Here is a 13,477-nt window from a genome sequence, read left to right on the forward strand (position 1 = left end):
GCCCGATATCAATTATCAATACAACAACCTTGTCTTAATGGTATGTGGTACTTCTTTCAGCAGGGCTAAAGCTTCATGCGATAATTGGGAATCCACATCCAGCACAACATAACCAATCTTTTCGTTGGTCTTCAAATATTGACCTAATATGTTTATTTTATTATCAGACAATGCCGTGTTGATAGCGGAAAGCACACCCGGAACGTTTTTATGAATATGTAATATTCTATGCGTGTTTTCAACCTCGGGAACACTAATTGAAGGAATAGTATGCGATCCGAAGCTCGCCCCTTTTTCCAGGTAGCTCAATAATTTGCTGCTCACGTCAAAACCAATATTCAACTGGGCTTCTTCCGTACTTCCCCCGATATGAGGGGTCAAGATAACATTAGGTAGTTTCTGTAACGGTGAGCTGAAGGCTTCTCCATTTTTTTCCGGCTCAACCGGGAATACGTCGATTGCCGCGCCGGAGATTTGACCACTAACCAAGCATTCTTTCAAGGCTTCGAGATCAACTACTTCCCCGCGGGCATAGTTGATAAAGATGGCGCCGGGCTTCACATGTTTCAATATATCGGCAGTAATCATATTTTTCGTAGTCTTCGTAGAAGGTACATGTAAAGATATAATATCTGCTTGCCCGAATAATTCCTCTAGGGAACGTTGCGCTACCGCGTTACCCAGCGGCAATTTGATCTCGGTATCATAATACATCACGTTCATGCCCATCGCTTCGGCAAGCACGCTCACCTGGCTCCCGATATTACCATACCCAACGATACCGAGCGTCTTACCTCTCAATTCATAACTCCCTTTGGCTTCTTTCATCCAAACCCCGTTATGGGCAGCGTTATTTTTATCCGGGATCCTACGGATTAACATGATTGACAATCCTATGACTAATTCGGCAACCGAACGGGTGTTGGAATAAGGCGCATTAAATACGGCAACCCCCATTTCCGTAGCGCTAGCTAAGTCAACTTGGTTGGTACCGATACAAAAACAGCCGATGGCCTGTAATTTTTTGGCCGCTTCCAAAACGGGACGTGTAACATGGGTTTTAGAACGGATTCCCAATAAGTGAACATCCTTTACTGCCTCTATTAAATCCGCTTCACTTAGTGCCCCATTCAATTTACGAACGTTGGTATACCCCGCCGATGTAAATTCTGAAACTGCTACGTCGCTAATATTTTCCAACAGTAAAATGTTGATCTTCTCTTTCGGGTAACTGGTTAATTTACGCTCGCTCATATTATTAAGGTAAGTTTGATTCCGCTATGCCATAAAATCTTCCTATGATAATTCCCTGGCAAATGGTTGTTAATTTGAAGGCACGAAATTAGTTCGATTTTTAGAGTATTCAAATAACCCGCCCATGAAATTCGATATTGTCAAATAATTCGTTCTTTCATTGCGACTTGTTTAATCAAAATGCAGGGAAAGCTCTTAAATTTTTCTTAAAATTAACATTGTGGCATGATTTTTACGCTTGATTTACAATTGCTTCCTACCTTTGAAGCATGATAATTATTGGGGATATCTTACTATTATTTACGTGATGAATCGTTTGCATGCAGCAATACTAATGGCCATTTCCATATCTGTGGCCGGTTTACAAGCTTGCGGACCATCTAATGCTAAGCAGAAAACCGCATTGATGGCCCGTGTTGAAGTGGATACTACTTATACTATTAATCTTTCGGAAAGTGATGTCAAGTCTTTATTGGCTAGTTCCGAAACGAAGCGTATCCAATCAGAATTGAAGGATTTTTTCAACCATAAACTCGTTCGTAGCGGTTTTAGCGGTACAATGCTGGTTGCCAGGAAAGGTGTCGTGCTTTTCCAAGGGCATCACGGTTATGAAGATTATCCTAACAGGATTCCGATGGAAGATTCTTCCTCTTTTCAATTGGCTTCTATTTCAAAAACATTTACCGGGATGGGTGTTTTACAGCTTGTAGAGCAACAGAAAATTTCACTGGAAGATTCGATCCAACGATTTTTCCCAACCTTCCCGTATAAAGGCGTTACCGTGCGAACCTTGTTGAACCACCGCAGCGGATTACCCAATTACCTTTATTTCAGCGACTCGCTTTGGAAGGACAAACAAAAGTTGATGACCAACCTGGATGTGATCAACGTGATGACTTTGCATAAGCCACGTATTGAACACTTGCCTGATACGCATTTCCAATACTGCAATACCAATTACGTATTATTGGCTGCTATCATTGAAAAGGTTAGCCAACAACCTTTTGCCGATTATATGGCTTCTCATATTTTTAAGCCCCTCGGTTTAAAACATACTTACGTGTACACGCCGGATCAAGCCGCCCGCCCGCATCAAACGAAGAGCCATTATTATAACGGCAAATTAGTGGCCGATGATTGTTTTGACGGCGTGATGGGTGACAAAGGCATTTACAGTACTGCCAACGATATGTTGAAATGGGATCAAGCGCTTTATAGTGGCAGGTTTTTACAAGAAGAAACACTTAAGGAAGCTTTTACCCCTTATAGCCATGAAAAGCCGGGCGTAAAAAATTATGGCCTGGGTTTCAGGATGCTCGTTTATCCCGACCAAGCAAAAATCATTTACCATAATGGCTGGTGGCATGGAAATAACACGGTTTTTTACCGCTTTATCAAGGATTCAACTACCTTGGTGATCCTGGGAAATAAACAAAATAAAAATATTTATTTCGCGGTGAAACCTGTTCGGGAAATTCTCGGGGAAGGGATCGATGATGAAGCTGGTGAGGACTAAGCAGCCAGCATAAAATATTTTAGAAACCCTCGCCGGGTCTTATACGGCGAGGGTTTCTTTATGCATCAAACGCATTCACATCAATGTATACCCGGGTTTACCGGTGATTATTCTTCCGAAGCTTCAGCGTTAATGTCTTTTTCAGCGATTTTAGTAAGTGCTACATCGGTTGCTTTTTCATTATCGAGCGTTTTCTGAAGTAGCTTAACCACTTCTGTATGTCCCATATTTTGAGCAAAAGTTCTTAATGTTCCGTAGGTCCCGATTTCATAATGCTCCACTTTTTGGGCGGCTAAAATCAATGCGGCATCCCTTACCATGCTGCCTTTGTCGGTATCGTCAATAATGGTGTTAGCCTCATCTAATAAGCCTTCCATGGCCTCGCATTTTTTTGCAGTGGCTTTTTCTCCCAATAAATCGAACACTTTTTCAAGCGTTTGAACGTGGGTATCTGTTTCTGCTGTATGCTTTTCAAATGCAGCTATTAGTTGTTTGCTGGTAGCAGCCTTTTGCATCTTGGGCAATGCTTTCACCAAGTGTTTTTCAGCCCAATAAATATCTTTCAGTTCATCGATGAAAAACTTGTGAAAATCCGAATTTTTCATTTGTTTTTCCCTTGCCATCGGCTGGGGATTCGTGTGAGTGGTATTCATGGTTTCAATTTTTTGGTTTACTTATACCATCCAATGATTCAAACACGATGCCTTGAATTGTTCGTTTTTAAGTTATTGATAACCAATTATTTATTTTGGTTCGGGGATTTTATCCCGTGGGGAGATTTCTACAATCACTGGAAATATTGCACCGGTTCGTGGGAGTTTAGCAGGGAACAATTGCCTGCGGTACTCGGGATTTTACATCATTTTTATTCATTGTTGTCGGACTAAAAATGCTTTAAAGGTACTTGAATTCCTTACCTGTTCAAGGATATAAGCGAAGGGTGATACATTCAAAATCCGGGGTACTCCCAAGAGAACCGTGGAACTTCGCACCGTTGATAGCGAAGGGTAGCTTGGCTATAGTAATAGAAAGGCCAGATCGAGCGATCAAATTGGTGGCTGTAATGGCCAATTTGTGCCCTTTTTTGGGCAAGCAAAAAAGTACAAGAAAGGAGTAGATGAACATTGAATCGAACTATTGAGGGATCAAAAGTACTCCCCGGTTAAAATTTAGTCGGACAACAATGATTTTTATTTATCAATAGCTTCTATATCATGTTTCCTGTTGGGAAGTACGTTATCCCTACTCCATTCTACCTTGCCTTCAAACCGGTGTTTTCTAGCGGGGCAGTTTTCCACCAGGCATAACGGGCAACTTTGACTGGTACATGGATCCATGTGGATGAAAAACTCGGCATCGCCTGAAAAAATCTGTTTGTTTACCTGGTTTTCCAACCGGTCGATCTCGTCATGTACGGCTTTTAATGAATAATAATACGGCATCGTGATATGGCAATCGATATGGTAATTACTACCGTATTGCTGTACCCGCATGTTATGCACGTCGATCATGGCCGGGGTCCTGTTCTTGGTAAACAACTGCACGATTTGGTCTATCACCTGTTTATCCGTTTCATCCATCAACCCGGAAATTGATTGACGCATCAGGCGGTAACCTTGGTATAATATGATCCCGCCGAAAATTAACGAGGCGATGGGATCGATATAAGTCCACCCGGTAAGCTTTATCAAGCCTAGGGCGGCGATCAGTCCAATGGAACTATAAGCATCAGACAGGATATGTTTTCCGTTTCCCTGTAACGTAATGGAGGGGGCTTTTTTGCCTTGGCTAACCAAGAACTTACCCAGGACAAAATTGGCTACAGACGTTCCCATGATGACGTACAAGCCGCTGTCGACCTTGTGCAGCTCATGGGGGGAAAAGAAGAAAGTAATTGCTTTGACCCAGATCAAGCAACCGGCAATGAAAATCATGGCTCCCTCGAAGCCAATTGAGAAAAATTCAACCTTCCCGTGCCCATATGGATGGTCTTCATCCTTGGGCTTGCCCGAGAGATAAATACTATAGCATGCAAAAGCGCCGGCTACAACGTTAATGATGGATTCTAATGCGTCCGAAAGGATGGCCACGGAATGGGTAACGAAGTAAGCTCCAAATTTGGCGAAAGTTAATAAACAACTCACAACCAAGGAGATGATGATGATTTTTAGCTCTTTTTTGATCAATAGGATATACTTTTTTGCGAAAATATACCGTTTAGACCAATCTAAAAAATTAAGGAATTGTTATTTTCTGGATAATCTATAATTAATTGAAAATCAATAAATTTATTTTTATCAGGATTTCTATTTTTTAGGCTGGACTAAATTTTGTTTCAAGGCTACTTCAAAAATTTCCCGATAAGGTAAAGGAGGCCGCTGAGGACGATACTGATGATTACCATGGTGGTGATGGGTGCATAGAAGCTAAAGTTGTCTCTTTCAATACGGATATCCCCCGGAAGTTTTCCAAGCCATTTGAACTTATCTCCCCAAAGCCAGGTGATGATTCCTATGAAGACGATGATGATACCAACGAGGACGATTATTTTTCCGGTTTCTTTCATCTGGATATTCCTTTGTGTTAAAAAGAAAAGCCCGGGTCCATCTTCCCGGGCATTTTCCAAAAACTATTTCATTAACACTTAAGCCTAATTTATTTGCTTTCGCTGGTAGGTTTAGGTTCGCGGGGCGCTTTGGGCTCCTTGTTTTCTTTACCTTCCTTGCCTTCGCCGGTTTTCTTTTTGGCGGCTTTGGGGGCAAAGATGGCAATCATCCTCTTACCTTCCATCGTAGGCATGCCTTCAAGTGCGCCTACTTCAGCTAAGCGTTCTGCAAATTTAAGCAAAATAAGTTCACCGCGCTCTTTAAACATGATGGCGCGACCTTTAAACTGAACATATGTTTTTACCTTGTTACCATCTTTCAAAAACTTCTCGGCGTGTTTCGCTTTAAAATCGAAGTCATGATCGTCGGTATTCGGGGTAAAACGAATTTCCTTCACTTCACTCTTGTGGGCTTTAGCCTTCATTTCCTTTTCCTTCTTCTTCTTTTCGTAAAGGAACTTGTTATAGTCAATGATACGGCAAACCGGTGGAGCTGCATTTGGGGAAATTTCAACAAGGTCTAAACCTTGTTCTTCAGCCATGCGCAACGCATCTTCTGTTTTATATACACCAACCTCGACATTTTCACCAACCAGCCTTACTTCCGGCACACGGATCATCCTGTTGGTACGGTGTTCTTGTTGTTGTTCTCTTCTGAAATTGGGATTTCTACCCCGGTTAAAATTTGGTCTTGGTCCTTTTTGCATTTAAAAAAATGAGAATTACTAATTACAAATGTTGCGTCTTTTGTAGGATACCTATCAAAAAATGTAAAATACTACAAAAGAACGGAAATATATACAATCGAATTATTCAAATGGTTTACGTTGGTCTACTTCTTCTTGGATCATTTCAATAAAAGAAGGAATATCCATGGTTCCCAAATCGCCTTTGGCTTGCCTGCGAACTGCTACCTTTTCATCGGCGGCTTCTTTTTCACCGATTACTAACATATACGGAATTTTCGCTAACTCTGCCTCGCGGATCTTCTTGCCTATTTTTTCTCCTCGCTCGTCTATTTCTGCGCGAATTTCGGCTTTTTTAAGCAATTCACCTACTTTTCTAGCATAATCTAAACTTTTATCACTAATTGGCAAAATTTTTACCTGGGTCGGCGTCAACCATAATGGGAATTTTCCGGCGCAGTGCTCGATTAACACGGCTATAAACCGCTCTAGCGAACCGAACGGCGCCCTATGGATCATCACCGGGCGATGTTTCTGGTTATCGGCTCCAATATATTCCAACTCGAACCTTTCCGGTAAATTATAATCCACCTGGATCGTTCCTAGCTGCCATTTCCTGCCCAATGCATCTTTTACCATGAAGTCCAGCTTCGGACCGTAAAAGGCCGCTTCGCCGTATTCGATCACGGTGTTCAAACCTTTCTCTGCTGCGGATTCGATAATCGCTTGCTCCGCCAGGTTCCAGTTTTCTTCCGAACCGATATACTTGGAACGATCTTCTTGATCTCTCAGCGAAATCTGTGCCACGTATTCGGTGAAGCTCAGGCTTTTGAAAACATGCAGTACCAAGTCTATTACCTTGATGAACTCTTCTTTTACCTGGTCCGGACGGCAGAATAAATGGGCATCATCTTGAGTAAAGCCACGTACCCTGGTCAAACCATGTAACTCACCATGCTGCTCGTAGCGGTACACGGTGCCAAACTCTGCGAAACGTACGGGTAAATCTTTGTACGATTTAGGAGAAGCCTTGTAAATTTCACAGTGATGCGGGCAGTTCATCGGTTTTAACATGAACTCCTCGCCTTCTTCCGGTGTTTCGATCGGTTGGAAACTATCCTTTCCATATTTTTCGTAGTGACCGGAAGTCACATATAATTTTTTATTACCGATATGCGGCGTCACCACGGGCAAATACCCGCTGTCGATTTGTGCTTTTTGCAAAAACTGTACCAGGCGGTCGCGCAGCATGGCGCCTTTAGGCAACCATAAAGGCAAGCCCAGCCCTACATTTTCAGAGAAAGTGAAAAGTTCCAACTCCTTACCGAGTTTCCGGTGATCCCTTTTCTTGGCTTCCTCGATCAGCGCTAAATATTCATCCAGCTCTTTTTGATTCGGGAAAGTGATACCGTAAATGCGGGTCAGCATCTTGTTCTTTTCATTCCCGCGCCAATATGCCCCGGCAATACTGGTTAATTTAATGGCCTTGATAAACCCGGTGGAGGGAATGTGCGGGCCGCGGCAAAGATCCGTGAAGTTACCTTGGGAGTAAAACGTAATTTTACCGTCTTCCAAGTCGCGGATCAATTCCAGCTTGTATTGATCTTCTTTATCATTAAAGTATTGCAAAGCATCTGCTTTAGATACTTCTTTCCTATCGTAACTGTTGTTCTGCTTGGCAAGCTCCTTCATCTTATTCTCGATTTTCTCCAGGTCTTCATCGCTAATAGCCCTGTCGCCAAGATCGATGTCATAATAGAACCCGTTCTCGATGGCCGGCCCGATACCGAACTTCACCCCCGGGTATAATGCTTCCAGCGCTTCGGCCATCAAGTGCGCAGAAGAGTGCCACATGGTGGCTTTCCCATCCGTATCCACCCACGTCAGTAATTGCAGGGTAGCGTCTTTCGTGATGGGGCGCGTCGCGTCCATCACCTGGTCGTTTACCTTTGCTGCCAATACTTTTCTTGCCAATCCTTCACTAATGGATTTGGCAATGTCCAACGCAGTAACGCCATCTTCGTACTGTCTTACGTTGCCATCCGGGAATGTAATGTTGATCATAAATTTTTCTACGCTTATGTGCGATTCAAATACTATTTTAAAATGCTTGCGAAGTTAAGAAATTGAGTGGAGATTTATTTGCAGTGAGTTGATTTATATCTCCTAAATTTTTCTAATTCATAAAAATTAACATGGGTTCATGTTTAACTACCGCTACTATTATGCCAAACTTTTTGATTTTGAAGGATTTAAATGAATCCTGTCAAAAATTCACATTAATACTTCAACGTGTCGGTTGTTGAGCCGCAATCCGGCATGGCATCACCGAAATAGGGGTTATGAATGCCGGGAGTTTTACTTAACCAATAAGCGCCGCGATCATCGAATGCCATCGGGCAATATTGGCGGTAAACTGTTTGGCCTTTAATACCGGTTGCGCGGATAAATTCATACAGCATATCCGAAACAACTTGATAGTCTGCCCTGCGCGCTTCGATCCCCGTGTTTTCTAAGCTCAAGCCAAGCAACTCTGCACTGATATCCCCGCTGGCCGCTTTTAATTGTTCCACGCGTATGCTGTCGTTGGCTATTACATGGAACGGTAAGCTGTCCATGTGTTGCTTCATCTGCTTGGCATGGCCATCGGCTAAACCCGTGTCGGCCTTTACCAGCGCTTCGCTCAAGTCATAATAAGCTTCGAGGGCTGCGCTCAAACTGTCGTAAAATTCTTGCGGGTAAGATGCCTTCAATACCGCTGTTGTATCGCGTTCGGTTTCTTTCGCCAGGGCATGTTTGTCCGGGTTATTGCAAGCAGCAAAAGCGAGGCAACAAAAAAGTATCCCTATGCTAGTTATTTTCATGCTATTCGTACGATGTTCAACGTAAAGATAGTGCTAATTTCTTGTTAGATGACTAGGGGTAACTCCTTGTTTTAACAGAATTTACACGTAAAAAATACTAACTTTGTATGTTTTGAACTTTATCATAAGATTTTAAGACGGTTTAATAGGAATTTTTATGCTTTTAGCGTTGCAGGACGTCACGTTCGAATTTGGTGCAAGGACTATTGTTAAAAATGCTTCCTGGCATATCGTGCCGGGTGATCGCGTTGGTTTGATCGGCTTGAACGGTACGGGTAAGTCTACCCTGCTTCGGATCATTAACGGTGAATATTCGATTGCTTCGGGGAGCGTGAACAAGGTGAAAAATTTAAGCCTTGGTTTCTTTAACCAGGACTTGTTAAGTTTTGAATCTGACGAGTCAATCCTGAGCGTTGGAATGATGGCATTCCAAAAAGCATTGGAAGTGGAGAAAGAGATTGATAGGCTTACCAAGGAACTGGAAACAAACCAGTCCGATGCCCTTTTAAACGAGTTTGCCGATCGCTTGCATGAGTTTGAAACACTCGACGGTTATAATATGCGCCATAAAACGGCACAGGTACTCGAAGGGTTAGGCTTCAGCACGGCTGACTTGGAACGCCCCTACAGCGAATTTTCAGGTGGTTGGAGAATGCGTGTGCTGCTGGCCCGCTTAATCTTGCAACACCCGGATGTGCTGATGCTCGATGAGCCGACGAACCACTTGGATCTGCCTTCTATTGAATGGTTAGAGCGTTATCTTTCCAGCTATGACGGGGCGGTGATCATCGTGTCGCATGATCGCTATTTCTTAGACCGCATGGTCAATAAGGTGGTAGAATTATACCAGCAGGAGCTCCATCATTATGCCGGTAATTATTCCGATTACGAAGTTGAAAAGGAACTTCGCCGGGATATGCAACAGCGCGCTTACGAAAATCAACAGGAATATATCCGCCAGCAAGAGCGCTTCATCGAACGATTTAAAGCCAAAGCCAGTAAAGCGGCCCAAGCTCAAAGTATCATGAAACGTCTCGATAAACTGGATTTAGTTGAACAGGTTGATAGCGGACCTTCCAAGATCCGGATCAATTTCAGCGTAGACAAAGTCCCGGGCAAGATATTAAGCACCTTGAGGGATGTATCGAAAAGTTTCGGTGATATCCAGATATTGAAAAAAGCCAGCGCCGAAATTAACCGGGGCGACAAAATCGGCCTGATCGGTGCCAACGGTAAAGGGAAATCTACATTATTGCGCATTATCGCGGGCACGGAGCCTGTCGACGGGGAACGCACTCCCGGGCATAACGTGGTGCAGAGTTTTTATGCGCAACACCAACTCGAAAGTTTACATCTCGATAACGAAATCCTGGAAGAACTGAAAACTGCCGGTAGTGGAAAAACCGAGCAAGAACTGAGATCTCTTTTAGGTTGTTTCTTATTTCAAGGTGACGATGTATATAAAAAAATCAGGATTCTTTCCGGTGGGGAGAAAGCCCGCGTAGCTTTGGCTAAAACAATTATCGGCCAAGCTAATTTTTTACTGCTCGATGAGCCGACCAACCACCTGGACATAAACTCCGTAGATATGTTGATCGATGCCTTGAATAAATACCAAGGTAGCCTGGTGCTTGTATCTCACGACCGTTATTTCGTTAGCCAAACCGCTAACAAGATATGGGAAATCGTAGATGGTGAGATCAAGGAATTTAAAGGTACTTACGCTGAATGGGAAGAGTTTAAAAAACGGATGGCCGCACAGGAAGCTGCCAATAATAAGGTAAAGCAGGAAAAACAAAGGGAGAAAGAGCGCGGGAAGGAAAAACCTGTAGAAGTTAAAGTGGCTAGTGCGCCGCCACCCCCGCCACCAGCAAAACCTAACGGCGCCATCGATAAGGACGCCAAGCGGGAATTGCAGAAACAGCAGCGTCTTTTCCAACAAATAGAACAGGACCTGGCAAAGAAAAATGAACTGAAAGTGAAGATTGAAGCCGATCTCGCCTCGCCTGATATTTATAGCGATGGTAAGAAGTTTACGGAATGTGAAAAACAATATAAACAACTGCTCTCCGAAATTGATCAACTGAATAACGCTTACGAAGAGGTGTTTGAAAAGATTGTAAGTTTGGAAAGCAGCCTTGTAAATTAAACGATAATGCCCGGTACTTTGTGCCGGGTTTCTTATTTTTAGGAATCGCTTTTTTCGATACTTTTATATTTTAGTCCGACTAAAAATGCTTTAAAGGTAAGAAACGAGCAGGTGGACATTGAATCGAACTATTGAGGGATCAAATTGCTCCCCGGTTAATATTTAGTTGGACAATAGTGATACTTTTAAATAAAAATTAGCCCGTGCAAAAAATTCTGGTAGTAGAAGATGAAGTGAAAGTGGCCAATGCCGTTAAGAAAGGCTTGGAAGAAAATGGTTTCGAAGTAGACCTGGCCTTCGATGGAAAAATAGGCCGGAGTATGGCCACCAATAATGTTTACGACCTGGTCATCCTCGATTTAAATCTCCCACATTATAACGGCTACGATATTTGCCGCGTGATAAGGGAAAAAAGTAATGCCGTCCCGGTGATTATGCTGACCGCCCTCGGTGATATGGAAGATAAAATGCAAGCCTTCGATCTCGGGGCCGATGATTACCTCGTGAAACCGTTCGACTTCAGGGAACTACTCGCCAGGATCAGGGTGTTCCTCAAAAGGGTCGGTACGGATATTTCTAATTATCAACATAAAATTGCTATCGGTGATCTGGAAATTGATCGTGAAAAGAAAGAAGTTATACGCGCAGGCAAAAAAATAAACCTTACCGCGAAAGAATACCAACTGCTCGAATTCCTCGCGCTAAACAACGGGAAAGTAATTTCCAAACTGAGCATCGCTGAAAAAGTTTGGGATATCGATTTCGATACCGGCACGAACGTGATCGAAGTATATGTTAACTTTCTCCGTAAGAAAATTGATAAGGATTTTGATAAGAAATTACTTCACACCAAAACGGGGATGGGATATTACCTCTCTGCCGATGAAGATTAAAACTCCACTTGAGTATTAAGTATAAAATAGCACTTTACTATTCATTGTCAGCAGTACTTTTACTGGTGACCTTTGCCAGTTTCTCCTATTACTTCTCTGCCAAGATGAGGACACAGGAATATACGGGGCGACTCACATACCGGGCCGAATCTATTGCCAAGGTATTAGGCGATGGAGCCCAGATCAAATCGGATGTTTTATTGCTCGATAAACTTGATCAAACGGCTTTCCAGGATTTGTTCTTGGAAGAAATTATGGTGTATGACCCGGTTGATTTTGACCTGGTATATACCAATATCCAAGATAAGGTGGTGCAGGTCGACATACGCCAATTAGAGCTGTTGAAACGGGAAAAATATATGCATAAGCAGGTGCTTGTAACGGAAGAAAATGCAGAGCAAGCCCATGAGTTTGAGCTGGTTGGCATTTATGATACGTCAAATAAAATACCGTTGCTGGTGCTCGTTTCGGCTTATGATAAATTTGGCCATCAAAACCTGACCAACCTCAAGCGGATTCTATTAATAGAATTAGCTGTCTGCGTAGCTTTGCTGGTAGCAATCGGCTTTTTCTTCGCCAAGCAAATGGTACAACCTATTATCCGCTTGGTGCGGCAAGTGGATAAAATCAATGTCAACAACTTGCAAAATGCCAAGGTAAATATCAGGGGGAAGAACGAAATTGCGCAACTCGCCGTTAATTTCAATACGATGTTGCACCGCTTGGGAGAGTCCTTTAATTTGCAGAAAAGTTTCGTGAGCAATGCTTCGCACGAGTTGAGAACCCCGTTGGCTGCTATTATAAGCCAATTGCAAGTGGCTATCGGGAAGGATCGTACTGCCGAAGATTATAAACAAATATTGCAATCGGTTTTGGAGGATGCGGAGAACCTGTCCGAGCTTACGAACGGATTATTACAATTAGCACAATCCGAACTCGGTGAGCAGCATTTTAAGTTCCAAGCTGTCAGGATTGATGAATTGTTATTGGATGTTCCCAACCTGGTGAATGTCCAGGATCATAAAAAACGTAAGATCGAAATCAGTTTCGAAAGGATGCCCGAACAGGATGATGAAATAACCTGCCCAGGCAATGAAAGCCTGCTGAAAATCCTATTCCTGAACCTGGTCGACAACGCTTGTAAATTCAGTCCCCAACACAAGGCATTGGTAAGTATAGACTTCGATGATTCCTATATCACCGTGAAGGTGCAGGATGATGGTATCGGCATTCCCCCGGCGGATTTGCAAAACATTTTTGAACCGTTTTACCGCGGTGAAAACACGGTCAATGTACGTGGGCATGGATTAGGTCTATCTATATGCAAGAAAATTGTACAACTCCACCGTGGACAAATTACGGTTGAGTCTAAAGTTGGCCATGGAACAACATTTCATGTCAAGTTACGGAAATCGTGATGTACGCTACTCCCCTTTTTTTAGCTAAAGTCTTATTTGGACAATAACCCGGCCTACTTTTTTAATATCATTTTAAGTTAGGTTAAAGCTCG

Annotated in this window: 11 protein-coding genes; 4 read left to right on the forward strand and 7 right to left on the reverse strand. The window is 42.9% G+C overall.

Annotated features, from left to right (window positions below):
* Positions 1–15: 15 nt before the first annotated feature.
* Positions 16–1,254, reverse strand: coding sequence for a phosphoglycerate dehydrogenase (serA, locus tag COR50_RS15265; RefSeq protein WP_098194785.1), 1,239 nt, complete (start codon positions 1,252–1,254; stop codon positions 16–18).
* A gap of 307 nt (positions 1,255–1,561) precedes the next feature.
* On the opposite strand from serA, the gene COR50_RS15270 reads away from it, so the two are divergent.
* The gene (locus COR50_RS15270) at positions 1,562–2,770 is read left to right on the forward strand and encodes a serine hydrolase domain-containing protein (protein ID WP_232516181.1); all 1,209 of its coding nucleotides are present in this window, start codon (positions 1,562–1,564) and stop codon (positions 2,768–2,770) included.
* A 107-nt stretch (positions 2,771–2,877) separates the two neighbouring features.
* Here COR50_RS15270 and COR50_RS15275 read toward each other — a convergent pair whose 3' ends face one another.
* The 6 genes from COR50_RS15275 to COR50_RS15300 all read right to left on the reverse strand — a co-directional run bounded on the left by COR50_RS15275 (position 2,878) and on the right by COR50_RS15300 (position 8,925).
* Complete coding sequence (locus COR50_RS15275; protein WP_098194786.1) at positions 2,878–3,423, reverse strand: YciE/YciF ferroxidase family protein; 546 nt, start codon at positions 3,421–3,423, stop codon at positions 2,878–2,880.
* Positions 3,424–3,960: 537 nt separating this feature from the next.
* Complete coding sequence (locus COR50_RS15280) at positions 3,961–4,956, reverse strand: cation diffusion facilitator family transporter (protein WP_098194787.1); 996 nt, start codon at positions 4,954–4,956, stop codon at positions 3,961–3,963.
* Between the two features lie 155 nt (positions 4,957–5,111).
* Positions 5,112–5,396, reverse strand: a complete 285-nt coding sequence (locus tag COR50_RS15285) for a DUF2905 domain-containing protein (RefSeq protein WP_198405666.1) — start codon at positions 5,394–5,396, stop codon at positions 5,112–5,114.
* Between the two features lie 29 nt (positions 5,397–5,425).
* Complete coding sequence (infC, locus tag COR50_RS15290; RefSeq protein WP_098194788.1) at positions 5,426–6,082, reverse strand: translation initiation factor IF-3; 657 nt, start codon at positions 6,080–6,082, stop codon at positions 5,426–5,428.
* Positions 6,083–6,184: 102 nt separating this feature from the next.
* Positions 6,185–8,125, reverse strand: a complete 1,941-nt coding sequence (thrS, locus tag COR50_RS15295) for a threonine--tRNA ligase (protein WP_098194789.1) — start codon at positions 8,123–8,125, stop codon at positions 6,185–6,187.
* Positions 8,126–8,340: 215 nt separating this feature from the next.
* Positions 8,341–8,925 (reverse strand): DUF3347 domain-containing protein, encoded by a 585-nt coding sequence (locus tag COR50_RS15300; protein WP_098194790.1) that lies wholly within the window; start codon positions 8,923–8,925, stop codon positions 8,341–8,343.
* A gap of 157 nt (positions 8,926–9,082) precedes the next feature.
* Between COR50_RS15300 and abc-f the strand changes: the two genes are divergently transcribed.
* The 3 genes from abc-f to COR50_RS15315 all read left to right on the forward strand — a co-directional run bounded on the left by abc-f (position 9,083) and on the right by COR50_RS15315 (position 13,385).
* On the forward strand, positions 9,083–11,074 hold the full coding sequence (gene abc-f / locus COR50_RS15305) for a ribosomal protection-like ABC-F family protein (protein ID WP_098194791.1): 1,992 nt from the start codon (positions 9,083–9,085) through the stop codon (positions 11,072–11,074).
* A gap of 203 nt (positions 11,075–11,277) precedes the next feature.
* On the forward strand, positions 11,278–11,967 hold the full coding sequence (locus COR50_RS15310; RefSeq protein ID WP_098194792.1) for a response regulator transcription factor: 690 nt from the start codon (positions 11,278–11,280) through the stop codon (positions 11,965–11,967).
* 8 nt (positions 11,968–11,975) lie between these two features.
* Positions 11,976–13,385, forward strand: coding sequence for a sensor histidine kinase (locus COR50_RS15315; protein WP_157760902.1), 1,410 nt, complete (start codon positions 11,976–11,978; stop codon positions 13,383–13,385).
* Positions 13,386–13,477 lie beyond the last annotated feature (92 nt).

The organism is Chitinophaga caeni (genome assembly GCF_002557795.1).
In the GTDB taxonomy this organism is placed as follows: Bacteria; Bacteroidota; Bacteroidia; order Chitinophagales; family Chitinophagaceae; genus Chitinophaga; species Chitinophaga caeni.